We start from the raw sequence: 23152 nt of genomic DNA, 5'->3' as shown, positions 1-23152 counted from the left end.
CTCACGCACTCTCCTTCACGGAGTCGGCCGCCGTGTCGGCCACGGGGATGCCGAAGTGGGGGGTGCCGTCCGGGTTCCAGCCGAGCCGCTGGATCCGGGTGTGGCGGTTGGGGTCGTTCAGGGGGTCGCCGGTGATCTCCTTGTACTGGCGCGCGTGGTAGACGAGCACGTCGCTGTGGCCGTCCTCGGCGACGGTGAAGCAGTTGTGGCCGGGGCCGTACTGCTTCGTCGTGTCGTTGCTGGTGAAGACCGGGACCGGGGACTTGGACCAGTTCGCGGGGTCCATGAGGTCGGCGTGCGCGTCGGCCGTCAGCAGGCCCATGCAGTAGTGGTGGTCGGTGGCGGACGCCGAGTAGGACAGGAAGAGCCGGCCGTTGCGGGCGAGGACGGCCGGGCCCTCGTTGACCTTGTAGCCGACGCACTCCCAGTCGAACTCCGGTGTGGACAACCTGACTTGGGGCCCTGTCAGGGTCCAGGGGTTGGCCATCCGGGACAGCCACAGGGCGGTGTTGTTGTCCATGCCGGGCTCGTGCTGGGCCCAGACGAGATAGCGCGTCCCGCGGTGGCTGAAGGTGGTGGCGTCGAGGGAGAAGGTCTCCCAGGCCGTTCTCACCTGCCCCTTCTCCACCCAGGTTCCCTTGAACGGATCGGGATCGGCGTTCTCCAGGACCCAGATGCGGATGTCCCAGACGCTCTCGGCGGGCGCGGAGGCGAAGTAGACGTACCACTTGCCGCCGATGCGGTGGATCTCCGGCGCCCAGATGTGCGCGCCCATCGCACCGGTGGCGTGCCTGGTCCAGATGACCGACTCGGCGGCCGTCGGGAGCCCGTCGAGGGTGCGGGAACGGCGCAGGACGATCCGGTCGTACTCGGGGACCGTCGCCGTGAAGTAGTAGGAGCCGTCGGCGTGGCGGTGGATGTACGGGTCTGCGCGCTGCCGGACGAGCGGGTTCACGAACGGGGCGGCCTTCCCGTTCGGCGCGGCGGTGGCCGGGGTGGGGGTTGCCGCGAGGGCGCCCGCGGCCAGGGCGGCTCCCTTCAGCATCAGTCGGCGGGTGGGGGGATGGGGGCCTGCGGGCAGGTCGTCATCGCGGCTCATACGGCTTGCCTCTCGGGGTGTTCGAGATGTCAAACAACATCTGTCATGACGAACGCCGAAAAGGTAAGGGTGTGGAACGGGGAGGTCAACGGGTCTGACGCGACGGACAGGAAGCGCTTTCAACACGGCCCGCCGGAGCGCACGATTTTCCGTTATCGCCGCCCCGTCCCGGGCGTCTCCACTCGTGTGCACAGCCATACCCACAAGACAGCCGCCGTCGGAGCGCTGGTGGCGATCGCCGCCCTGCTCTCCACGGCGGCCCCCGCCTCGGCCGCCGGAACCCGTGATGTCACCGCCGACGTCCTCGCCGACCGGGACGTCACCCTCACCGGCGACACGGTGGTCACCGTCCCGTCCGGTGCGACGACGTACGACGGTGTGTTCCGCGGCGAGGGCACGCTCACCGTGCGCGGCGGCGGGACGCTGGTCCTCACCGGGGACAGCGACTTCTCACTCCCCCGGTCACGGCAACGGCAGGTCGTGCGGACCCAGGGCGGCAACCACCCGTACACGACGGTCTGCACCCCCGACCCGCCGGCGATCACCGTGGAGCGCGGGGCGACCCTGCAGTACGGCACGGGCGGGGGAACCGGTCTGATCGGTCACTTCCCGTACAACACGCCCGGCTATCAGCTCAACCAGCTCAACGTCCGGGTGGACGGCACCCTACGGCTGTCGCTGACGCGGACCTTCACCATCGGCACGATCAGCGGCTCGGGCCTGGTCACCCAGCCCCGGAACATGTGGGGCACGCTCGACCTCGCCGGGACCAACCCCTTCTCCGGGGTCATCGACAACGGCACCGGGATGGCGGTCGGCCGCCCCGAGTACCCGGTCGCCCTGCCCAACGCGCACGCCATCCTCAACCAGGGGTCCTGCGGCCGTTGAAGGTGGGCGGGGACGTCCGGCTCGCCGGGGACCTGGATGTTGCGGCAGCCGGGTCCGCTCCCGCCCGGGAGATCACGGTGCTGGAGAACACGGGGAAGTCGAAGACCGTCGGCACGTTCGCAGGCCTGAAGGAAGGGGCACGGCTCGAACTCGCCGACACGACGTATCGGATCAGCTACCGGGGCGGCGACGGCAACGATGTCGTCCTGTCCGCCGTGAACTCCGCCGGGCATGCGCCCGCGGTCCGCTCGGAGTGGACACAATCGGCTGTGGGTTCCGGTTCCGCCTCGACTACCGTCAAGGGCATGACCAGCGACACCACCCTCGCCGCGGCCCTCGCCGCCGGCCCCGTCGTGCTCGACGGCGGCATGTCCAACCAGCTCGAGTCCGCCGGGCACGACCTGAGCGACGAGCTGTGGTCGGCCCGGCTGCTCGCGGAGCGGCCCGAGGCCATCACCGAGGCACATCTCGCCTACTTCGAGGCCGGCGCGGACGTGGTCATCACCTCCAGCTACCAGGCCACCTTCGAGGGCTTCGCCAAGCGCGGCATCGACCAGCAACGAGCGGCCGAACTCATCGCGCTGAGCGTGGAGTTGGCGCGCGAGGCGGCCCGGCAGGCACAGGCGAAGGGGGTGACGCGGCCGCTGTGGGTCGCCGCCTCCGTGGGACCGTACGGGGCGATGCTGGCGGACGGTTCCGAGTACCGGGGGCGGTACGGGCTGAGCGTGGCCGAGCTGGAGGCCTTCCACCGGCCCCGGCTGGAGGTGCTCGCCGGGGCCCGCCCCGATGTGCTCGCGCTGGAAACGGTTCCGGACGCGGACGAGGCGCGGGCGCTGGTACGGGCGGTACGGGGGCTGGGGGTGCCGGCCTGGCTGTCGTACACCGTGGACGGCGACCGAACCCGCGCCGGGCAGCCGTTGGAGGAGGCGTTCGCCCTGGCGGCCGAGGCGGAGGAGATCGTCGCGGTGGGGGTGAACTGCTGCGCACCCGGCGACGTCGACGGCGCGATCGAGATCGCCGCCCGGGTCACCGGCAAGCCCGTCGTCGTCTATCCCAACAGCGGGGAGGCGTGGGATGCCGAGGCCCGGTCGTGGACGGGGCGGTCGTCCTTCACGCCGGAGGAGGTCGCGGGGTGGCGGGCGTCCGGGGCACGGCTGATCGGCGGGTGCTGCCGGGTGGGGCCGGAGGCCATCGCCGGGATCGCCGGGGCGTTGAGCGGCGCCGGGGCCTGAGCCAGGGGCGCCTGCGCGGGCGCCGGGCGCCGGCGACGTCTGCGTCGGATGCGGCGCCGCAGCGCCATAGCGTCCTACCGCCGAAGCGCGGCGGTGCCGTAGCACACCCCACCGCCGTAGCGCCGGCGGCGTGACGAAAACGGTCGCGGCGCCCCCGCACCAGGCCGAAGCGTCAGTGTCGTCGTGAGGCGGCCGAGCGGCGCAGGCGGCGGACCGCCGAGCGCAGTTCCACGGTGCGCAGGGGCGCGCCGTCGGACGCGCCCGCGGTCACGGGCTCCGGGGGCGGGGGCTCGGCGGCCGCCCACAGGGCCAGCTCGGCGTCGCGCGGGCCGAGGGCGGTGCGCGGCTCGCCCGCGTCGAAGATCCGTACCGGATGGGTGGCGTCCCAGCGCTGCCAGCCCGGGTCGCCGTCCGTGGCGAAGCGCACCCACGCGCCGTGCATCGCGTCGGCCAGCTCCTGCGGCGCGCCCTCGCCCGCCAGCTTGCGCGATTCGGGCACGTCGCCGCTGTCGAAGACGAAGCCGAGCTCCAGCGCGTGGCAGGAACCGAGGCCGGGGAGGTTGGAGGGCCAGGCGAACTCGTAGACGTACGACGCCTCGGGGCGGGCGTCGGCCAGGTGGTGCATCGGGATGCGCAGCAGGTGGTCGGTGACCATCTGGCCGACTGTCTCGGCGGTGCCGGCCTCCGGGTGGAGGGCGCGGTAACCGCGGGGCACCTCGGTGCCGCAGTGGCAGCGGGCCATCGCGCCGGCGAGGGCGACGGCGCCGAGCCGGTCGACGCGTTCCAGCAGGCCTCCGGGGACGAGCCAGAGGCGGTACTCCTCGCTGGTCCAGCCCAGCATCAGGTCGACGCCTCGTGCCGCGCCGCCGTCGACGAGCGCCTCCAGGGGGTCGCACGGTACGAGGTCGCCGTCGACGACGATGCCGAAGGAGGGGCCGCCGAGCACCGGACTGCTCAGTTTGCCGACCTCGGCCTGGGTGCGCAGCAACAGGTCACGGTCGACCTCGGCGAAGGCGGCGGCGGTGGCGGGGATCTTCAGCCGGGTGGCCACGCGGCGCACCATCCGCCGTACCTTGTCCCGCTCGAACGCCTCCGGCGGCCCGCTCTGCAGGACCGCCCGGCGTACCAGGCCCTGCGCCTGCGGGGCGGCGAGAAGGGCGCCGATGCTGATCGCCCCCGCGGACTGCCCGGCCAGGGTGATGCGGTCGGGGTCGCCGCCGAACGCCGCGATCGACTCGTGCACCCACCTGAGGGCGGCGAGCTGGTCGCGCAGGCCGGGGTTGGCAGGGGTGTCCGGGAACAAGCCGTAGCCCTCGACTCCCAGTCGGTAGTTCACCGAGACGAGGACAACTCCGTCGCGTGCGAAGGTACGGCCGTCGTAGACCGGGACGGCGGAGGAACCCCTGGTCAGGGCGCCGCCGTGCAGCCACACCAGCACCGGGAGCCGGGCGCCCGGGCCCGGCTCGGGGGTCCACACGTTGAGGTTGAGGCAGTCGTCGCCCGGCACGACGGGGTCGGACAGGTACTTCTCGAAGGCCTCGGAATACGGCGGTTTCGGCGGGGTGGGCCCGAACGCGCCGGCGTCCCGCACCCCGTCCCACGGCTCGGGAGGGACGGGTGGCCGGAACCGGTGCGGGCCGAAGGGCGGCGCGGCGTAGGGGATGCCGCGGAACACCGCGATCCCGTGCTCGTACCGGCCGCGGACCGCTCCGTAGGGAGTGCTGACCACGGGATGTTCCTGGACTGCTGCCGTCATGTGCCCACCAGCCTCCTCACCGTGCTACTGCACCGGTAACAACAGAGCACCACAGATTGCGGTGATATTCCGGCGCAGAGCGCTGTTCGGCGGTTGCTCGGCAACGCCACAGAAGCCGCCGTTACGTTCGAAGTTTCGAAAGCCCGGGGCCGTAGAGACCTTGCGAAGTCCCGCCTCTTCCCGTGCTCACCCGGCGAACCTAGGGTGGGAAGCGCTTACTGCTTTCGTGTTGGTCGAAACTTTCCATGGCCCTCGGGCGGGCCGGAGAGGTGGTCCCCGATGGTCCGTACCGGGAGTGCGAGCGTGGCCGTCGGCCCGACGCTGGCCGTGGTGGCCCGCGAGGCGGGGGTGTCCGTGCCGACGGCTTCCAAGGTGGTCAACGGCCGGGAGGACGTGGCGCCGGAGACACGCCGCCGGGTGACCGAGGCGCTGGACCGGCTCGGCTATGTCCGCAGACCCCGTTTCGACGCGGCGAAGGTACCGGGCCTGGTCGACCTGGTCGTGCACACGCTGGACAGTTCCTCGTCGGGCGCGGTACTGCACGGCGTGGAGGCCGCGGCGCACGACGCCGGGCTGGAGGTCGTGGTCTCGGCGGGGCTCACCCGCACGAGGAGCGGGCGCCCGGAGCGGGGCTGGCTGGACAAGCTCGTCGCGCGCGGCTCGTCCGGGGTGCTGTTCAATCTGACCGAACTGACGCCGTCCCAGTACGCCTGGCTGGACCAGCACCGCATCCCGTACGTGCTGATCGACCCGGTGCTCGAACCGCCCGCGGGTGTGGTGTCGGTGGGCGCGGCGAACTGGCAGGGCGGGGTGACGGCGACCGAACACCTGCTCTCCCTCGGACATGAGCGGATCGGCGTGATCGCCGGCCGGCACCGCAGGATGTGCGGCAGCGCGCGGGTGGCCGGCTACCGCTCCGCGCTCGCGTCGGCCGGGGTGCGCCACCGTCCCGAGTACGTCCGGCACGCCGGTTTCGACGAGGCGCTCGCGCACCGGCGCATGCTCGACCTGCTCGACCTGCGCGAGCCGCCGACGGCGGTGTTCGTCTGCTCGGACCGCATGGCGCTGGGTGTGTACGGGGCGCTCGCCGAGCGCGGTCTGCGGGTGCCGGACGACATCAGCGTGGTCGGCTTCGACGATCTCCCCGAGTCCCGGTGGGCCAGTCCCGCCCTCACCACCGTCCGCCAGCCGCTGGCGGAGATGGCGGCGACGGCCCTGCACCTGCTGGTCCGCATGATGGAGGGCGACCGCCCGGAGAGCACGCGCACGGAACTGTCGACACGGCTGGTGGAACGGGCCAGTACGGCGGGGCCGCGCGGGTGAGGGAGCGGCGCGGGGGGGATGGTGGTATGTCACATAGCACTGGGACCTAACTGTCAGCGGCATGTCTCATGTCAGCGGCATGCCACATCCCACTGTTCCGCCCGCCCGGTGCTATGTGACATAGCACTGCCCCTCGAGCGAGAGACGCACGTCACACTCCCCGCTGTCACACCAAGCCTCCCCACCCCGTCAACGAGGTGTAACCACCGAAACGGCAGAGGGAGTTCATCATGGAAGCTCGCTTGAACCTGCAGAGCATGTTCAGCGACCCGGTCGCCGGCAAGGTCCTCAGGAGTCTCAACGCGGCAGGCAAGGCGCTGTCGGAGTCGACGCTGCCGGCCGCGACCCAGGAGCTGGTCAAGCTGCGCGCCAGCCAGATCAACGGCTGCGCGTTCTGCACCGACATGCACTCCAAGGACGCGGCCGCGGCGGGTGAGACCGCGCAGCGCCTCCACCTGGTGGCGGCCTGGCGGGAGGCGAAGGTCTTCACCGAGGCCGAGCGCGCCGCCCTGGAACTCGTGGAGCAGGGCACCCGGATCGCGGACGCGGCGGGCGGGGTCACGGACGAGGCCTGGGCGAACGCCGCCAAGCACTACGACGAGGACCAGCTGGCCGCCCTGGTGTCGGTCATCGCCCTCATCAACGCCTACAACCGGCTGAACGTCATCGTCCAGCAGCCGGCCGGCGACTACGAGCCCGGCATGTTCGGCTGACGCGCGCCGGCGGCTCGCGGGGGCCGCCGGCGTTGCCAGGCCCGCCGCGCCGCCCACTCGATGCCGCCCAGCAGATGGGCGCGGAAACCGGTGTCGTCGTACGCCTCCGCGGCATGCCCCAGCGCCGTGTAGAAGACCCGCCCGGCGCCCTGCTCACGGCACCAGACCAGCGGGTGGTCGTCGCCCATGCCGCCGCCGTGGTACGCCGACTCGTCGGCGCGGACGAGGATGCGTGCCGAACCGCGGGGATTGGCGCGGAAGTCGTACCACTCGTCCGTGAACTCCCATACGGCGGGCAGGTGTCGGGTCGCTGGATGGTCGCGGTCCTCGACCACGGCCTTTCCCGGCTGATACTCCGGGTGCCGGTCGAACCGGGCGCCCAACAGTTCGCCGTAGTAGGGCCATTCGTACTCCGTGCAGGCCGCGGCGTGCACCCCGACGAAACCGCCGCCCGACTCCACGTACCCCGAGAGTCGCTCCCGTCCCGCCGGGGTGAGCACGTCACCGCTGGTGGAGAGGAAGACGACGGCCGCGTCGACATCGTTCCTCGTCGGCAGGCGCATCGACGGCTCCCGCGTTGGCGAACCCTCAGGAACACACCGGCGGTCCGCGGACCGCCGCGCGGATCGACGCGCAATTCTCCTGCAGAACCGGTGAACCCGCGCAACAAAGCGACTAGTTGGGCCGTTTCGTCCTCAGGCCGGGACCCGCCCCCGCGACAATGCGTGCATGAATGACGACTGGCGGCAACAGATCGACGCGCTCCACGAGGAACTGGTCCGTCGTGACGACCCCGCGGCCTGGGTGCGGGAGCACGACGCGATGGAGGCCTCGCTGCGGTATCCGCACTTCGCCCTGCGCGGACCGGTGTTCGGGGTGGCGGTGCGGGATCCGGCGGCCGGACCCGAGTGGCGGGTGCTGAAGCCGGTGGTGGACGGGATGCCGCAGGTGGCGCGGGACGGGCTGCAGTCGTATCTCTTCTTCCGCGCCAAGGACGAAACCGACGACCGCGTCGAGCGCCGTGAACTGCTGGCCGCGGTCGACGTGTTGACGCGGGAGTCGGTGAACGAGATCGAGGTGTGCGGGGTGCGCTACCGCGTGGTGCGCGGGGACGAGTTCACCCGGGCCGGTGACGAGGGGCTGGAACCGCCGCGGCCCACCGACCGCGAGCCGCTGGTGCGGTCCTGGGGGCGTGAGGGGCGGGACACCTCGTCGCGGGAGGTCGGGTTCGTGCTCGACCCGGAGCGCGCCGACGGCCCGGCCGCCGGTGCGCTGCGGCTGGGGCTGCGGAACTTCGTCTACGTCGGCGACCGCTTCCCCGGCGAGGTGATCACGGACTCCGAGCGGTCCGTGACCACCCACCCCGACCTGGTGCTGCTGCCCACGGGCTTCGGTGTGGTCGAGCGGGACGCCGACGGCGGCTGGCAGCCGCGCGGCACGCTCGTGACCACCCCGCACGCCGCCCGGCGGATGCTCTACGACGGCATGGCCGAGACCTGGGCGCTGCTGTTCGGGTTCGACGAGGCCAAGAAGGCCCGTTACGCCGAGGCGGCCGAGGAGTTCCGGGCCCTCGGCCGCGCCGACGAGTTCCTCGTCGACGACCGGCTGTTCAGGATCTGCCGCATCGAGCGCCTGATGCGGATGGGACCGGACGGCCCGGAGCCGCCGCGCCCTTCGGATGTGGACGAGTACGGCCCCATGAAGATGCATCCGTCGATGGACGAGAACGGCAACCTCACCTACGACGACTGATCAACAGCCTTCGCAGGGAACGCTGTTGTCGGGTGCTCCGTCGCCGTTCGGCGGCAGGTCGCCACGTCTGACCGGCTCCGAGGTGGTCGCGCCGGGTGCGGGGGCGGGCGGCAGCAGACCGTCGAGTTCGGCGGCGGTGGGCCGGTGGACGGCGAGGGCGGCCTCGCGCAGGGTGTCGCGCGGTACGCCGGAGCCGCTGAGCAGGATGGTGTAGCCCTGCTTCGGCACCGCGTAGCCGTGCCAGGACCCGGCGGTGCGGTACCAGTCGTCCCCGTCGCGCGTGCACTTCGTGCGGCCCGCGGACGCGTCACTGCCGCCGACCGGCTGCTCGGCACAGGTGCCGGAGGTGAACGTGATCCGGTCGACGCGGAGTTCGAACTGGGTGCCGGTCCGCTGCGACCAGTAGGCGGCGGAGAAGCCGTCGTCGCCGGACACGCCCACGGACTGCTGGGCGAGGGTGTAGCCGGGGGACTCGGTGACGTAGACGAGTTCCGGGGCGATGCCCAACGCCTTTGCGCGCGAGGCGAGTTCGGCCGGGTCGGCGGCCGCGGTCGAGGTGCCGCCGCCGGGTCCGGTGCCGGCCGACGCCTTCTCGGTGCCGCAGCCGGTCAGCAGCAGCGCGGGCAACAACAGCAGCGGCGGCAGGACGCGCACGGTGCGCCAGGCTCGGATCATGCCCCCATCCTGCCGCACAGGTGTTCCACAGCGGAGCCGGTGCTGCGTAGTGTCGGCTGCGATGAACGCCATCCCCGCACATCTGGACCACCTCGTCCTCGCGACCCCCGATCTGGCGGCGACCGTCGCCGACTTCACCGAGCGCACCGGTGTGGAGCCCGCTCCCGGCGGTGCGCACGTCGGGCGGGGCACCCGCAACCACCTCGTGTCGTTGGGTGGTTCGCGCTATCTGGAGATCATCGGCCCGGATCCCGAGCAGATGCGGCCGGACGGCCCCCGCCCGTTCGCGGTCGACGAGCTGGCCTCGGCCCGGACGGTGACCTGGGCCATCAGCCCGCCCGACCTGGACGCGGCGGTGGCCGCGGCCCGGGCCCGGGGCTACGACCCCGGTGACATCCGCCCGATGAGCCGTCGCCGCCCCGACGGCACCCTTTTGCGGTGGCGCCTGACCGACGGCGACACCCAGCACCCCTCAGGCCTGGTGCCGTTCCTGATCGACTGGGGGTCGTCCGTCCACCCGACCGCCACGGACCTGCCCACCGCTCCCCTGCTGGAGCTGTCCGCCAGCGCCCCCGACCCGGACGAGATCCGCCCGCTGCTCTCCGCTCTCAACACCGAACTCCCGCTTATCCAGGGCCCGTTGGGCATCACCTTCACGGTGGACACACCCCTCGGCCCGGTCACGTTCGCGTGAGCCGTGAGCCGTGAGCCGCCCCCCACGGTGTCCGATTCCTTCAAGACCGTCGGCGCCCCCGCTGCCTACGGTGACCCCATGACTCCACATTTCGCCGTGATCGGCGTGGTCGCCTCCGACATGGCGGCCTCGCTCGCCTTCTACCGTCGCCTCGGCCTCGTCTTCCCGGAGGGTGCCGAGGAGCAGCCCCATGTCGAGGCCGGGCTGCCCGGTGGGCTGACCCTCGCCCTGGACACCGAGGAGACCATCCGCTCCTTCCACGCCGGATGGCGGCCGCCCAGCGGCGGCGGCCGGATCTCGCTCGCCTTCCGGTGCGGGTCACCGGCCGAGGTGGACGCTCTGTACGAGGACCTCGTCGGCGCGGGTCACCACGGCGAACTCAAGCCGTGGGACGCGTTCTGGGGCATGCGGTACGCGGTCGTCCACGACCCGGACGGCAACGGCGTCGACCTGTTCGCCCGGCTACCCCAGTAGCTCACCGAGCGGCAGTCCCGCCAACTCCCGTACGTCCCGCGCCAGATGGGCCTGGTCCGCGAACCCGGCGAGTGCGGCCGTCTCCGCGAACGGCACGCCTCGCCGGGCGAGCTTCAGGGCCCGCTGCAGGCGCAGCACCCGCCCGAGGGTCTTGGGTCCGTATCCGAAGGCGGTCAGCGCCCGTCGATGCAACTGCCGTGCGCCGAAGCCGAGTTCATCGGCGACGGCGGCTACGGGCCGTCCCGCGTCGAGGGCGATGACGAGGTGCCGTAGCAGCGGATCGGGCGGTTCTTTGTCCGCCGCCATGCTCCGGGCGAGTTTTTCGAGACCGTTTTCGGGGTCATCGGCCGCATTAACCAGGTCGGTGAGCCGACGAACCTCGGAAAGGGGGCGCAGATCGGCGAGTTCAACGCGCCGGTCGCGCAATTCATGCGCGGGTACGCCGAGTAGAGCGGGTGCGGTGCCGGGGTAGAAACGGATTCCCGACCATATTCCGGCGGAACCCTCGGTGACATAGGCGCGGGTATCGGCTCCCGCGACCCATATCCGTCCCTCGTGCCAGAGCAGATCCATACATCCGTCGGGCAGCACGCGTCCCACGCCGGCCTCGGACGGGGTATTCGTCCAGAGAACCGCCCCACTGAACGAAGACGACCTCTCCCGGTACATGGGGATCAGCCTACGCGCTCGCGATCCGCGCCTCTAACCTCGTGCTTTCATGAAGCGGGCTGTCCAGCAGGTGATCAGCTCAGTTGAAAGTGCCCCTGACCAGCAAGAATGGGGATTGTCGAGGTCCTTGTTCCCGCTGAAACCAGAGGCACTTTCCAGGTGAAGCAGCCTATAGGTTCCTATCCCCGTGTGCGTGTCCAGGGTGACGGCCGTCAGGTCGTCTCTCAGGCTGGCTCGGTCCTGCTGGTCGAAACGGTCCGCAAGACCGGTCTCGACCGGGCGTTGTCCGCAGCGCTCGCTCCGTGGCGCAAACCGCGGGCCGTCCACGACCCCGGCAAGATCCTCCTGGACCTCGCGCTGGCGGTCGCACTCGGCGGGGACTGTCTCGCCGACATCGCGATGCTGCGGGCCGAGCCGGCCGTGTTCGGTCCGGTCGCCTCCGACCCGACGGTCTCACGCCTGGTCGACACCCTTGCCGCCTCGGGTGAGAAGGCACTGGTCGCCATCCGCAAAGCCCGGTCCGAAGTCCGTTCCCGCGTCTGGGCGTTGGCCCGCGACCGGGCTCCGGACGCCGGTGGGCAGGTGACCGTGGATCTGGACGGAGTGCTGGTCATCGCCCACTCGGACAAGCAGGACGCCGCCCCGACCTGGAAGAAGACCTACGGCCACCACCCCCTGATGGGCTTCGTCGACCACGGCCCCGGTGGCACTGGTGAACCTGTCGCCTCCCTTCTACGGCCGGGCAACGCGGGCTCGAACACCGCCACCGACCACATCACCGCCGCACAACTCGCCCTCGCCCAGCTGCCCAAGAAGTACCGGCGCGGCCGGCAGACCTTGATCCGCTGCGACTCCGGCGGCGGCACCCACGAGTTCGTCGCCTGGCTCGCCCAGCGCGGCCGCTGGCTGTCCTACTCGGTCGGCATGATGATCACCGAGGCCATCCACCAGCATGTGCTGAAGATCCCGGCGTCGGCCTGGACGCCGGCAGTCGAGACGGGCGGCGAGGTCCGCGACGGGGCCTGGGTCGCCGAACTCACCGGCGACATCCTTGAGGGCTGGCCGAAGGGCATGCGGCTGATCGTCCGGAAGGAACGGCCGCATCCCGGCGCCCAGTTGAGGATCACGGATGCGGACGGCATGCGGATCACCTGCTTCGCCACCAACACCGCCGGTCGTCCCATCGCCGAACTCGAGTTCCGCCACCGGCTGCGAGCCCGGGCCGAGGACCGCATCCGAGCTGCCCGCGCGACGGGCTTGCGGAACCTTCCCCTGCACGACACCGCGCAGAACAGGGTGTGGCTGGAGACCGTCCAGCTCGCTCTCGACCTGCTGGCCTGGATGCCCATGCTCGCCCTGACCGGCAGGGCCCGACGCTGGGAACCCCGCCGTCTCCGGTTCCGCCTGTTCTCCGCGGCCGCCCAGCTCGTCACCACCGGCCGGCGCCGCATCCTCCGCCTCGCGGCCCACTGGCCCTGGGCCGGCAAGATCACAGAAGCCCTCGCACGACTCGCACTCCTACCGAGCCCCGGCTGACCAGCAGCCTTCCCTGTCCTGCGAGCAGCGTTACCCCACCCGAAGCAGTGGAACCCGGCGCCCACCCGACGCGACACTCGGGCTGTCGTCCTGCCCGACATCAGTCACCGAAAGCAAAACGGTCCACCGACTCCGTCGGCGGACCGCCATGCAAGATCGAGGCTAAGGGGAAACCCGCTGCCGGAACTCCGCCGGGCTCACCCCGTAAACCCTCTTGAACGCGCTGGACAGGGCGAACGCGCTGCCGTAGCCCACCCGCCGGGCGATCGCCTCCAGCGTTCCGTCGCCGTCGCGCAGCGCGTCCGCCGCCAGGGCGAGCCGCCACCCCGTGAGGTAGGCCATCACCGGCTCCCCCACCAGCTCGCCGAACCGCCGGGCGAGCCCCGCCCGTGACACCCCGGCCTTCGCCGCCAGCGAGGCCACTGTCCACGGATGGGCGGGATCGTCCTGCACGAGTCGCAGCACCCGCCCGACCACCGGGTCCGCCAGTGCCCGGTACCAGGCGGGGGCCTGGGCGTCCGGCCGGGAGAACCACGCGCGGAGCGCGGCGATGACCAGCAGGTCGAGCAGGCGGTCCAGGACCACCTCCTGCCCCGGCTCGTCCCGTACGACCTCCTGCATCAGCAGTGGCGTCAGCGGGCACTCCCACACGTCGGCGGTGAGCGAGAGCAGCGGCGGCAGTGCGGCCAGCAGCCGCCCGCTGATCTCGCCGCGCATCAGATACGTCCCGATCAGCATCACCGCCGCCCCGTCGGGACGGTCGCCCCAGGTGCGCACGCCCAGGTCCATGGAGCCGTTCAGCGGCCGCCCGTCGGGGTAGAAGCACTCGGCGCCCGGCAGGATCAGCGCCTGCGGCTCCGTGGCGGGGTCGTCGCCGCAGGTGTACGGGTCCGGTCCGCGGGCGATGGCGAGGTCGCCCGCCCGCAGCCGCAGGGGATTGCCTTCCTCGGGTGTGATCCAGGCGTCGCCGCGGACCATCAGCATCACCGTGAGCGGAGCGCGGTCCTCGACACGAACGGCCCACGGCGGGTCGAAACAGGCACGGATCATGAAGGCGCCACGCGCGCGTGGGCCTTCCAGCAGGCCGGCGAGAGCGTCCATGCGGTCAGCGTAGACGCGGGCACATGGGAATGAGCCGTTCAGCGATGGTCGCTCGTCGGGCGGGGCAGTTCACTGGCTGCCATGACACAGAACTCGCGGAACACGACGGTTGTGGTGACCGGTGCCGCCGGTCGTACGGGACGGCGCGTGGCCGAGGCCGCGCTGGCCGCGGGGCTGACCGTGCGGGCGGCCTCACGGGCGCAGGGGTTCGACTGGACGGAGCGGTCGACGTGGGCGGACACGCTGCGGGGCGCGGACGCGGCGTATCTCGTCTGCCCGGCCGACGTCGGTTCGCCCGAGGCGGCGCGGAACGTCGGGCTGTTCGCGCACGAGGCGGTCGGGCTCGGTGTGCGCAGGCTGGTGCTGCTGTCGGCGCGGGGCGAGGAGCGGGCCCGGCCCACCGAGGAGGCGCTGCGGGAGTCGGGGGCGGACTGGACGGTCGTACGGGCCGCGTGGTTCGCGCAGAACTTCAGCGAGGGGCCGCCGGCCGAGGAGCTGCGGCAGAGCGGGGAGCTGGTCTTTCCGGGGGGTGAGGTGCGCGAGCCGTTCGTGGACGTGCGCGATGTCGCGGAGGTGGTGGTGGCGGCGCTGACGGCGGGTGAGCGGTACGTGGGGCAGGCCCTGGCCGTTTCCGGGCCGCGGCTGCTGACCTTCGGGGAGGCGGTCGCGGAGGTCGCGCGGGCGGCGGGGCGCGAGCTGTCGTACCGGGCGGTGCCGGCGCGGGATTACGGCGCGCGTCTGGCCGGGTTCGGGGTGCCGCCGGAGGAGGTCGAGTTCCTGGTCGAACTGTTCGAGTCGCTGCTGGACGGGCGGAACTCGTATCTGTCGGACGGGGTCCAGCGGGTGCTGGGGCGCGAGCCGCGCGACTTCGCGGACTTCGCCGGGGAGGCAGCGGCGGCGGGCACCTGGAAGGTGTGAGCGCTCAGGACCCTTCGGGCTTGTGCGGCGGGTGGGTGCTCTTGACGTGGGTGCGCAGACGTGAGGTGACGTCCTCGGGCGGCAGGAACCGCGACCAGCGCTCGGGGAACTCCGAGGGCATGTCGGGGTCGTCGGGGTCGCTCTCCAGGCCCGCGGCCGTACGGGCCACGTGCTCGGCCAGCTGTGCCTCGCGCAGGCGTTCGTTGGCGGCGCGGGCCGCGGCCGTCGCGGCGGCCGGCCAGACCCGGTCGATCGCCGCGTTGACCGCGGCCCCGACGAGCACCGCGAAGGCGCCCACGCCGATCCACAGCAGCACGGCGACGGAGGCTGCGAGGGAGCCGTAGATGGTGGCTCCCTCGATGGTGTGCGTGATGTAGATGCGCAGCAGGAAACTGCCCAGCACCCACATGGCCAGTGCCACCAGGGAGCCGGGCACGTCCTCGATCCAGGGGGAGCGCACGGGCACGGACACGTGGTAGAGCGTGGTGAGGAAAACGATCGACAGGACGATGACGACGGGCCAGTACAGGACCTGCACCAGCGTCTCCGACCAGGGCACGATGCGTACGACGGCGTCGGGACCCGCCACCATCAGCGGCAGCGCGATCGAGCCGATCACCAGGCCCACGATGAACAGCAGGAACGACATCACCCGGGTCTTGACGATTCCGCGCACCCCGTCGAGGCCGTACATCACGGTGATGGTGTCGATGAAGACGTTCACCGCGCGCGATCCCGACCACAGGGCGAAGAGGAAACCGACCGAGATGACGTCGGGGCGGCCGCCCCTGACCACGTCGTGCAGGATCGGCTGGGCGATCTCGGTGACGCCCTTGTCGGAGAGCACGGTGCGGGAGGCGTCCAGGATGTTGCTCTGGAGGCTGCTGATGGTGTCGGTGCCGGTCCAGTCGTCGACGTAGCCGAGCAGGCCGATGAGGCTGAGCAGCAGCGGCGGAACGGACAGCAGCGTGAAGAACGCGGCCTCCGCCGCGAGGCCCAGGATGCGGTACTCCATGCAGGAGTTGACGGTGTCCTTGAGCAGCAGCCAGGCGGTCCGGCGCTTGGAGACGTTCCGGTAGAGGGCACGCGCCCGGTGGAGGCGGCCGGAGGGCCGCTCGGAAGGTTCACTTGCTGGCTGCACGACCTAACGGTATCCGCCGTGCGCGGGTCCACTCATCCCCTGGCCCCGGGGTTCGCACCGGCAACACGCCGGAAACCGATCGGCGACAGATCACCCTTTTTCTGTCATGTCCGCGTTGGCCGGATTGTTCCCCCATCATTCCGCCGTCTTTGTAAACCGCACACGTCGCCCCGTTGATCGACCTTTCCACCAGGTCCGGAAGTCGCCAATGACCCGAACCCTCTTGAAGCGTGCATGAACTTTCCGAAACAATTCGGACCGTATTCGTTGTGCATGCCGAGGACGGCTCAGGCGCACACGACACGGGGGACATCAGTGGTCACGAACAAAACTCATTCCTTTCATCTGACCACTCATTTCACTTCCGCACCAATTCGGACCCTGTCGTGAACGGCGGGCGGGACGACACCGTACTCCTCTCCGGGAAATTCCCATGGGAACCGAGCGAGCCGCAAAAGGCGTAAGGCATGTAAAACCGTAAGGAGCGCTCGTGGTGGGAAAACTCGAGACCGTCACCGAAAACGTCCTGGCCGAGGTGCTGGCGGGTGTCGTGCGCAGGGAACACATCCCCGTCGACAGTCACTTCTTCGACGATCTCGGAGCCAACTCCCTGGTCATGGCGCACTTCTGCGCCCGGGTCCGCAAACGGCCGGACCTGCCGTCGGTGTCGATGAAGGACGTGTACGGCCATCCCACGATCCGCAGGCTCGCGGCGGCCCTCGACACCGTGCCCGCACCCGCCCCCGCCCTTGCCGAGGCCGAAGCGGAAGCCGAGGCGCCCCTGCCGGGCAGCACTCCGCGCTACCTCCTGTGCGGCACCCTGCAGTTCCTGTTCTTCGCCGGGTACTGCCTGCTCGCCGGGGTGGTCCTGAGCCGGGGCTACGAGTGGATCTCCGCCGTGGACGGGGTGGTGGACGTCTATGTCCGCTCGCTGGTGTTCGGCGCGGCGGTGTTCGCGGGGGCGTGCCTGCTGCCGGTGGCCGCGAAATGGCTGCTGGTGGGGCGGTGGAAGGAGACCGATTTCCCGGTCTGGAGCCTCACCTATGTGCGTTTGTGGACGGTGAAGGCGCTGCTGCACGCCAGCCCGATGATCCTGTTCACCGGCAGCCCGCTGTACGTCCTCTATCTGCGCGCCCTCGGCGCGAGGATCGGCAGGGGCGTCACGATCCTGTCCCGCTCGGTGCCGGTCTGCACCGACCTGCTGACGGTCGGCGCCGGTTCGGTGATCCGTAAGGACGCTTTCTACCTCTGTTACCAGGCCCGTGCCGGACGCATCCGCACGGGCCGGGTGACGCTCGGCAGCGAGGTGTACGTCGGCGAGAAGACCGTCCTGGAGATCGGCACGACGATGGGCGACGGCGCCCAGCTCGGCCACTCCTCCGCCCTGTACGACGGCACGGCGGTCCCGCCGGGCGAGCGGTGGCACGGCTCCCCCGCCCAGCCCACCGACGTGGACTACGTCCGCGTGCCGCCGGCCCCCTGCTCCGCCGCGCGTCGCGCGGTCTACGCACTGGCCGGCCTGCTGCGGACGCTGCTGCTCTACGTCCCGCTTGCGGTGGGCGGGAGCTACCTGCTGCTGACCGCGGTCCCCGCCCTGGGCGCCCTGCTCGACCCCAGCTCCCAGGACCTGACCACGGCGCGCTTCTACGGCGAGGCACTGGGCCTGTCGCTCGCCGCCTACGCCGGCTACCTGGTCCTCGGTCTCGCCGCCGTGTCCCTGCTGCCGCGGGCCCTGAGCCCGCTGCTGCGCCCCGACCGGGTCTATCCGCTCTACGGTTTCCACTACTCCGTGCAGCGTGGCATCGCCCGCGTCACCAACATCAAGTTCTTCACGTGGCTGTGCGGCGACAGCTCGTACATCGTCCCCTACCTGCGCGCCATCGGTTACGACCTCTCGCGGGTGGAGCAGACCGGCTCCAACTTCGGCACGGAGGTGCAGCACGAGACGCCCTACCTGGCCACCGTGGGCAGCGGCACCATGGTCGCCGACGGGCTGTCGATCGTGAACGCCGACTTCTCCGGCACGTCGTTCCGTGTCTCACGCGCGACGATCGGAGGGCACAACTTCCTCGGGAACAACATCGCCTACCCCAGCGGCGGCCGCACCGGCGAGAACTGCCTGCTGGCGACCAAGGTGATGGTCCCGCTGGACGGCGAGATCCGTCAGGGGGTGGGCCTGCTGGGCTCCCCCTGTTTCGAGATCCCGCGCTCGGTGGAGCGCGACAGCCGCTTCGACCATCTGCGCGAGGGGGCCGAACTGCACCGCCGGCTCGCCCTGAAGAACCGGTTCAACCTCCGTTCCATGGGCCTGTTCCTGTTTCTGCGCTGGCTGGACTGGTTCGTGCTCGGCGTGATCGGCTTCGCCGCCTTCGACCTGTACGGCACCCACGGCACGGCCGGCGGCCTGCTGATCGGTGCGTCCCTGATCGTCGGACTCGCTTTCAGTACCGGTTACTACGTGCTCGTGGAGCGGCTGATCGGCCGGTTCCGGCCGCTGACGCCGAAGCTGTGCTCGATCTACGACCCGTACTTCTGGTGGCACGAACGGCTCTGGAAGGTGCCCGACAACCATCTGGCCGTCTTCAACGGGACACCGTTCAAGAACCTCGTCTGGCGGGCGCTGGGGGTCCGGCTCGGACGGCGGGTCTTCGACGACGGCTGCTACATCACCGAGCGCTCCCTCGCCGCGATCGGCGACGACTGCACGCTCGCCGCGCACACCAAGGTGCAGGCCCACTCCCAGGAGGACGGCACCTTCAAGTCCGACCACATCACCATCGCGGCCGGCTGCACGCTCGGCACCGGAGCGCTCGTGCACTACGGCGTGTCCATGGGCGACGGGGCCGTCCTCGCGCCCGACTCCTTCCTGATGAAGGGCGAGGAGATGCCGGCCGGGGCGCGGTGGGGCGGAAACCCGGCGGTCGCGCCACGGCACGGCTGACCGGACGGCAAGGAAAGAAAACAGGGGGAACAAGATCCATGGACATCATCCCGCGCTGGACGCTCGAGCCGGTACCGGGCGTCGCGGAGTACGACATCGCACTGCCGGAGAGTGTGCCGAGCGATCCGTCGGCCCTCGCGGCCGCCCACCTCAGGGTGCTCGCCGAACTCTCCGGCGAACGCGGAGCACCGGCCCTCGCCGACCCCGGTGTGCAGGTCGGCCTCCAGGGCCGCACCCTGCGGCTGCGCTACCGCACCGACCTTCTCGACGCCACGGCCGCCGCCCGTGTCGCCGGATACCACCTCACCGCGCTCACCGACCCGCACCGGCCCACCCTGCTCTCCGAGGAGGAACTCCGCTTCCAGCTGGACGAGCTGGCGGGTCCTCGCCGCCAGCTGCCGGACCGGCGGGTGCACGAGCTGTTCGAGGAGCGGGCGGCGCTGCACCCGGACGCGGTGGCCGTCGTCGAGGACGGCCGGCGCTGGACGTACGGCGAGTTGAACTCCCGTGCCAACCGCATAGCGCGGGCGCTGCTCGCCCGGGGCCTGCGGCACGAGGGCGTGGTCGCCGTGGTGATGGAGCGGAACCTGGACTGGGCGGCGGCCGTGCTCGGCGTCCTGAAGGCGGGCGGTGTCTATCTGCCCGTCGAGCCGCACTTCCCGGCCGACCGGATCGCGCGGACCCTGGAGCGGGCGGAGTGCGCCCTGGTCCTCACCGAGCACGGCAGCGACACCCGGGTGGGCGGGCGCGTCCGGAAGCTGTTCGTGGACATGGCGTACGGCGAGGGGCACTCCGAGCGCGACCTCGGCCTGCCCGTCACCGCCGGCCAGCTCGCCTACATCTACTTCACGTCGGGCTCCACCGGTGAGCCCAAGGGCGCGATGTGCGAGCACGCCGGGTTCGTCAACCACGTCCTCGCGAAGATCGCCGACCTGGGCGTCGGCGCCGGGCGGACGGTCGCGCAGACCGCGCCGCAGTGCTTCGACATCTCCCTGTGGCAGCTGGTCTCCGCGCTGCTGGTCGGCGGGCGGACGCTGATCGTCGGGCAGGAGACGATCCTCGACGTGCCGCGGTTCGTGGACACGATCGCGCGGGGCCGGGTGAACGTGCTGCAGGTCGTGCCGTCGTATCTGGAGGCGGTGCTGGCCGAGGTGGAGCAGCGGCCGCGCGAACTGCCGGACCTGCGCTGCGTTTCGGTGACCGGGGAGGCGGTGAAGCGGGAGCTGGTCGAGCGCTGGTTCACCGTCGAGCCCGGCATCCGGCTGGTCAACGCCTATGGCCTGACCGAGACTTCGGACGACACCAACCACGAGGTGATGGACCGGGCGCCGGACGGACCCCGGGTGCCGCTCGGGCGGCCGATCGCGAACGTCCGCGTCTACGTCGTCGACGAGGACCTGGTGCCCGTGCCGCTGGGCGCGCCCGGCGAGATCGTCTTCTCCGGGGTCTGCGTGGGCCGCGGGTACGTCAACGACCCCGAGCGGACCAAGGCGGCCTTCACCGACGACCCGTACCGGCCCGGCGAACGGCTGTACCGCAGCGGGGATCACGGGCGCTGGCGGCCGGACGGGAAGCTGGAGTTCCTCGGGCGCCGGGACAGCCAGGTCAAGGTGCGCGGATTCCGGGTGGAGATCGGCGAGATCGAGAACGCGCTGCTGCGGGTGGACGGGGTGCGCGACGGCGCGGTGGTCGTCGTGGGGGGCGCGCGGCTGGTGGCGTTCTGCACGGGCCCGGAGCCGGTGGACGCCGATCGGGTGCGGGCTCGGCTGGCCGAGTCGCTGCCGGAGTACATGGTGCCGGCGGTCGTGCACTGGCGGGAGCGGCTGCCCCTGACCGGCAACGGCAAGACCGACCGCAAGGCCCTCGACCGTCTTGCCGGGCGACTGGACCGCGAGGCCTCCACGGACCGGCGGCCGGACGGTGACGCCCCCGGCCCGGACAGCCCCGGGGAGCGGCGCATGGCCGCCGCCTGGGCCCAGGTGCTCGGCATTCCCGCGGACCGGATCGGCCGCCGGGACCACTTCTTCGACCGCGGCGGCACCTCGCTGTCCGCCGTGAAGCTCGCGATCGCCCTGGACCGGGCGGTCACCATCGACGACGTCACCCGCCACCCGGTCCTCGCCGACCTGGCGGGCCTGCTGGACCAGCGCCACGGAAAGGAACAGGTGCAATGACGCACGTGTACCCGGCTCTTTCGCCCGACATCGACACAGCCCCCGGCCGCCCACCGCTTCTGCACGCCGAGCCCGAGAACGCCAAGCCCGAGACGGGCGTGGCGAGTTGGGCCGCCGAACACCGTGACGCGCTGCGTGCCGCGGTCGCCGAGCACGGCAGCCTGATGGTCCGCGGGCTCGGCCTGACCGAACCGGCCGCCGTTGGGGCGGTGTTCCGGCAGCTCACCGACGCCCTGATGGCCGACCGTGAGCCGTTCGCGCCCCGACGTTCCTACGGGGACGGCGTGTACTCCTCCTCCAAGTGGCCGCCCAACCAGCAGATGTGCATGCACCACGAGCTCAGCTACTCCCTCGAGTTCCCGGGTCTGCTGCTCTTCGCCTGCCTGGAGGCGCCGGAGTCGGGCGGGGCCACCGCCCTCGCCGACGGACCGGCCGTGCTTCAGGCGCTGCCCGCCGAGCTGACCGAACGGTTCGCGCGCGAGGGCTGGCTGCTGACCCGGACGTACAACGACGAGATCGGCGCCACGGTCGAGGAGGCCTTCGGCACCGACGAGCGGGCCGCGGTCGAACGCCACTGCCGCGCCCACGCCATCGAGTTCGCCTGGCAGGACGACGGCTCCCTGCGCACCCGGCAGCACCGCGCCGCGGTGGTCCGGCACCCGGCCGACGGCCGGCGCTGCTGGTTCAACCAGATCGCCTTCCTCAACGAGTGGACCATGGACCCCGAGGTGCGCGAGTACCTGGTCGACGTGTACGGCCCTGACGGGCTGCCCTTCAACACCCGCCACGGCAACGGCGATCCGCTCGACGAGGGCGTCGTACGCGCCATCAACGAGGTGTACGAGGCGCACACCCTGCGCGAGCCGTGGCGGTCCGGCGATCTGCTGCTCGTCGACAACATCCGCACGGCGCACGGCCGGGAGCCCTTCGAGGGCCCGCGCGAGGTGCTGGCCGCGCTCGGCGATCCCGTACGGCTGACCGACTGCGCGCCGGCTTTCGAGGTGAGGACCGTATGACCGCCGCCACCGCACCGTCCTTCTCCGTCATCTCCGGTGAGCAGGTCCAGCAGGCCCTGCACGGGCGGGAGTCCGACATCGCCGAGCTCGTCGAAGCCGTGTACCTGCTGCACGGGGCGGGCGAGTCGGTGAACCCGCCGTCGTACTTCCTGCGCTTCCCGGACCGTCCGGCGTCCCGGATCATCGCGCTGCCCGCCTCGCTGGGCGGACCGCTGCGGGTGGACGGACTGAAATGGATCTCCAGTTTCCCGGACAACACGCGGTCCGGTCTGCCGCGCGCCTCGGCGGTGCTGATCCTCAACGATCCCGAAACCGGTTACCCGTTCGCCTGTCTGGAGAGCTCGGTCATCAGCGCCACCCGCACGGCCGCCTCGGCCGCGCTCGCGGCCGACCGGCTGAGCCGGAGCCGACCGCGGCCGACGCGGGTGGGCTTCGTGGGAACCGGCCTGATCGCGCGCTACATCCACACCCATCTCACCGCCACCGGCTGGGAGTTCGAGGAGACGGGCGTGTACGACGTGTCCTCGCGCAGCGCGGCGGGGTTCCGCGGCTATCTGGAGCGGACGGGCGCGAAGGGGAGGATCGGTGTGCACGAGGACGCCGAGTCCCTGGTCCGCGCCTCGGACCTGCTGGTCTTCGCGACGGTCGCCGCCGAGCCGCACGTCCACGACCCGTCGTGGTTCGCGCACCGTCCGCTGGTGCTGCACGTGTCGCTGCGGGACCTCGACCCGAGGATCCTGCTCGACTCGGCCAACTACGTGGACGACGTCGAGCACTGCCTGAAGGCACAGACCTCGCCGCACCTGGCCGAACAGCTCACCGGGGGCCGCGACTTCCTGGACGGCACGCTCCACGACGTGCTGACCGGGCGGGCGAGCGTCCCGGGCGACCGGACGGTGGTGTTCTCGCCGTTCGGACTGGGGGTGCTCGACCTGGCGGTCGGCAGGTTCGTCCACGACGAGGTGGCCCGTCGGGGCGGGCTCAACGTCGTCGAGGGGTTCTTCCACGAGCTGCGCCGGTACGGCTGACCGGCCCGGCTGCGTGACGCAT

Annotated in this window: 19 protein-coding genes and 1 pseudogene; 13 read left to right on the top strand and 7 right to left on the bottom strand. The window is 71.3% G+C overall.

The features are described from left to right. Window position 1 precedes the first annotated feature (1 nt). Window positions 2-1099: a glycoside hydrolase family 43 protein gene (locus ACWCQ1_RS25670; protein ID WP_451027473.1), complete on the bottom strand. Its 1098-nt coding sequence runs from the start codon at window positions 1097-1099 to the stop codon at window positions 2-4. A 186-nt stretch (window positions 1100-1285) separates the two neighbouring features. Here ACWCQ1_RS25670 and ACWCQ1_RS25665 point away from each other — a divergent pair. Both ACWCQ1_RS25665 and mmuM read left to right on the top strand, forming a co-directional pair. Then, a pseudogene (locus ACWCQ1_RS25665) lies at window positions 1286-1975 on the top strand (autotransporter); the annotation flags it as partial. Between the two features lie 317 nt (window positions 1976-2292). Further along, a complete protein-coding gene (gene mmuM / locus ACWCQ1_RS25660; protein WP_451027481.1) occupies window positions 2293-3219 on the top strand; it encodes a homocysteine S-methyltransferase in 927 nt (308 codons plus the stop codon). Window positions 3220-3391: 172 nt separating this feature from the next. Here the strand turns inward: mmuM and ACWCQ1_RS25655 are convergent, their stop codons facing one another. After that, window positions 3392-4975, bottom strand: coding sequence for a carboxylesterase/lipase family protein (locus tag ACWCQ1_RS25655; RefSeq protein ID WP_358603154.1), 1584 nt, complete (start codon window positions 4973-4975; stop codon window positions 3392-3394). Window positions 4976-5254: 279 nt separating this feature from the next. Between ACWCQ1_RS25655 and ACWCQ1_RS25650 the strand changes: the two genes are divergently transcribed. After that, entirely contained in the window at window positions 5255-6298 is a 1044-nt protein-coding gene (locus tag ACWCQ1_RS25650) for a LacI family DNA-binding transcriptional regulator (RefSeq protein WP_451027472.1), read from the top strand. A 230-nt stretch (window positions 6299-6528) separates the two neighbouring features. Continuing rightward, entirely contained in the window at window positions 6529-7011 is a 483-nt protein-coding gene (locus tag ACWCQ1_RS25645; protein ID WP_133041674.1) for a carboxymuconolactone decarboxylase family protein, read from the top strand. Here the strand turns inward: ACWCQ1_RS25645 and ACWCQ1_RS25640 are convergent. Beyond that, entirely contained in the window at window positions 6987-7574 is a 588-nt protein-coding gene (locus ACWCQ1_RS25640; RefSeq protein WP_451027471.1) for a ThuA domain-containing protein, read from the bottom strand. The genes ACWCQ1_RS25645 and ACWCQ1_RS25640 overlap by 25 nt on opposite strands. A 166-nt stretch (window positions 7575-7740) precedes the next feature. Here ACWCQ1_RS25640 and ACWCQ1_RS25635 point away from each other — a divergent pair, with 166 nt between their 5' ends. Continuing rightward, a complete protein-coding gene (locus ACWCQ1_RS25635) occupies window positions 7741-8763 on the top strand; it encodes a DUF5954 family protein (RefSeq protein ID WP_451027470.1) in 1023 nt (340 codons plus the stop codon). Here the strand turns inward: ACWCQ1_RS25635 and ACWCQ1_RS25630 are convergent, their stop codons facing one another. Next, entirely contained in the window at window positions 8764-9438 is a 675-nt protein-coding gene (locus tag ACWCQ1_RS25630; RefSeq protein WP_451027469.1) for a hypothetical protein, read from the bottom strand. 61 nt (window positions 9439-9499) lie between these two features. Here ACWCQ1_RS25630 and ACWCQ1_RS25625 point away from each other — a divergent pair, with 61 nt between their 5' ends. Further along, the gene (locus ACWCQ1_RS25625; RefSeq protein WP_451027468.1) at window positions 9500-10132 is read left to right on the top strand and encodes a VOC family protein; all 633 of its coding nucleotides are present in this window, start codon (window positions 9500-9502) and stop codon (window positions 10130-10132) included. 78 nt (window positions 10133-10210) lie between these two features. Beyond that, on the top strand, window positions 10211-10606 hold the full coding sequence (locus ACWCQ1_RS25620; RefSeq protein WP_133041670.1) for a VOC family protein: 396 nt from the start codon (window positions 10211-10213) through the stop codon (window positions 10604-10606). Here the strand turns inward: ACWCQ1_RS25620 and ACWCQ1_RS25615 are convergent. Then, the gene (locus ACWCQ1_RS25615) at window positions 10595-11275 is read right to left on the bottom strand and encodes a helix-turn-helix domain-containing protein (protein WP_451027467.1); all 681 of its coding nucleotides are present in this window, start codon (window positions 11273-11275) and stop codon (window positions 10595-10597) included. The two genes, ACWCQ1_RS25620 and ACWCQ1_RS25615, sit on opposite strands and share 12 nt — an antisense overlap. A gap of 159 nt (window positions 11276-11434) precedes the next feature. On the opposite strand from ACWCQ1_RS25615, the gene ACWCQ1_RS25610 reads away from it, so the two are divergent. After that, window positions 11435-12811: an IS1380 family transposase gene (locus ACWCQ1_RS25610; protein WP_451027466.1), complete on the top strand. Its 1377-nt coding sequence runs from the start codon at window positions 11435-11437 to the stop codon at window positions 12809-12811. A gap of 162 nt (window positions 12812-12973) precedes the next feature. Here ACWCQ1_RS25610 and ACWCQ1_RS25605 read toward each other — a convergent pair whose 3' ends face one another. Continuing rightward, complete coding sequence (locus ACWCQ1_RS25605) at window positions 12974-13912, bottom strand: AraC family transcriptional regulator (protein WP_451027465.1); 939 nt, start codon at window positions 13910-13912, stop codon at window positions 12974-12976. Between the two features lie 81 nt (window positions 13913-13993). Here ACWCQ1_RS25605 and ACWCQ1_RS25600 point away from each other — a divergent pair, with 81 nt between their 5' ends. Next, a complete protein-coding gene (locus ACWCQ1_RS25600) occupies window positions 13994-14830 on the top strand; it encodes an NmrA family NAD(P)-binding protein (RefSeq protein ID WP_451027464.1) in 837 nt (278 codons plus the stop codon). 4 nt (window positions 14831-14834) lie between these two features. Here the strand turns inward: ACWCQ1_RS25600 and ACWCQ1_RS25595 are convergent, their stop codons facing one another. Beyond that, entirely contained in the window at window positions 14835-15971 is a 1137-nt protein-coding gene (locus ACWCQ1_RS25595; protein WP_133041666.1) for a YihY/virulence factor BrkB family protein, read from the bottom strand. Window positions 15972-16464: 493 nt separating this feature from the next. Here ACWCQ1_RS25595 and ACWCQ1_RS25590 point away from each other — a divergent pair, with 493 nt between their 5' ends. The 4 genes from ACWCQ1_RS25590 to sbnB are packed head-to-tail and all read left to right on the top strand — an operon-like array spanning window position 16465 to window position 23130. Continuing rightward, complete coding sequence (locus ACWCQ1_RS25590) at window positions 16465-18912, top strand: Pls/PosA family non-ribosomal peptide synthetase (RefSeq protein ID WP_451027463.1); 2448 nt, start codon at window positions 16465-16467, stop codon at window positions 18910-18912. A 38-nt stretch (window positions 18913-18950) separates the two neighbouring features. After that, window positions 18951-21086, top strand: a complete 2136-nt coding sequence (locus ACWCQ1_RS25585) for a non-ribosomal peptide synthetase (protein WP_451027462.1) — start codon at window positions 18951-18953, stop codon at window positions 21084-21086. Beyond that, entirely contained in the window at window positions 21083-22102 is a 1020-nt protein-coding gene (locus tag ACWCQ1_RS25580) for a TauD/TfdA family dioxygenase (RefSeq protein ID WP_451027461.1), read from the top strand. Before ACWCQ1_RS25585 ends, ACWCQ1_RS25580 begins: the two co-directional genes overlap by 4 nt. Then, window positions 22099-23130, top strand: coding sequence for a 2,3-diaminopropionate biosynthesis protein SbnB (sbnB, locus tag ACWCQ1_RS25575; RefSeq protein ID WP_358603192.1), 1032 nt, complete (start codon window positions 22099-22101; stop codon window positions 23128-23130). The genes ACWCQ1_RS25580 and sbnB overlap by 4 nt, the downstream gene beginning before the upstream one ends. Window positions 23131-23152 lie beyond the last annotated feature (22 nt).

Source organism: Streptomyces sp. NPDC002144 (genome assembly GCF_053593695.1).
Note: the sequence above shows the minus strand (reverse complement) of the source record. Positions and strands in the feature narration are given on the sequence as shown.

Excerpts from the sequence above, each read along its gene's own strand:
- ACWCQ1_RS25670 (WP_451027473.1), bottom strand. The coding sequence starts at position 1,099 with ATGAGCCGCGATGACGACCTGCCCGCAGGCCCCCATCCCCCCACCCGC.
- ACWCQ1_RS25640 (WP_451027471.1), bottom strand. The coding sequence starts at position 7,574 with ATGCGCCTGCCGACGAGGAACGATGTCGACGCGGCCGTCGTCTTCCTC.
- ACWCQ1_RS25615 (WP_451027467.1), bottom strand. The coding sequence starts at position 11,275 with ATGTACCGGGAGAGGTCGTCTTCGTTCAGTGGGGCGGTTCTCTGGACG.
- ACWCQ1_RS25605 (WP_451027465.1), bottom strand. The coding sequence starts at position 13,912 with ATGGACGCTCTCGCCGGCCTGCTGGAAGGCCCACGCGCGCGTGGCGCC.
- ACWCQ1_RS25625 (WP_451027468.1), top strand. The coding sequence starts at position 9,500 with ATGAACGCCATCCCCGCACATCTGGACCACCTCGTCCTCGCGACCCCC.
- ACWCQ1_RS25630 (WP_451027469.1), bottom strand. The coding sequence starts at position 9,438 with ATGATCCGAGCCTGGCGCACCGTGCGCGTCCTGCCGCCGCTGCTGTTG.
- ACWCQ1_RS25650 (WP_451027472.1), top strand. The coding sequence starts at position 5,255 with ATGGTCCGTACCGGGAGTGCGAGCGTGGCCGTCGGCCCGACGCTGGCC.
- sbnB (WP_358603192.1), top strand. The coding sequence starts at position 22,099 with ATGACCGCCGCCACCGCACCGTCCTTCTCCGTCATCTCCGGTGAGCAG.
- ACWCQ1_RS25600 (WP_451027464.1), top strand. The coding sequence starts at position 13,994 with ATGACACAGAACTCGCGGAACACGACGGTTGTGGTGACCGGTGCCGCC.
- ACWCQ1_RS25635 (WP_451027470.1), top strand. The coding sequence starts at position 7,741 with ATGAATGACGACTGGCGGCAACAGATCGACGCGCTCCACGAGGAACTG.
- ACWCQ1_RS25585 (WP_451027462.1), top strand. The coding sequence starts at position 18,951 with ATGGACATCATCCCGCGCTGGACGCTCGAGCCGGTACCGGGCGTCGCG.
- ACWCQ1_RS25655 (WP_358603154.1), bottom strand. The coding sequence starts at position 4,975 with ATGACGGCAGCAGTCCAGGAACATCCCGTGGTCAGCACTCCCTACGGA.
- mmuM (WP_451027481.1), top strand. The coding sequence starts at position 2,293 with ATGACCAGCGACACCACCCTCGCCGCGGCCCTCGCCGCCGGCCCCGTC.
- ACWCQ1_RS25620 (WP_133041670.1), top strand. The coding sequence starts at position 10,211 with ATGACTCCACATTTCGCCGTGATCGGCGTGGTCGCCTCCGACATGGCG.
- ACWCQ1_RS25645 (WP_133041674.1), top strand. The coding sequence starts at position 6,529 with ATGGAAGCTCGCTTGAACCTGCAGAGCATGTTCAGCGACCCGGTCGCC.
- ACWCQ1_RS25580 (WP_451027461.1), top strand. The coding sequence starts at position 21,083 with ATGACGCACGTGTACCCGGCTCTTTCGCCCGACATCGACACAGCCCCC.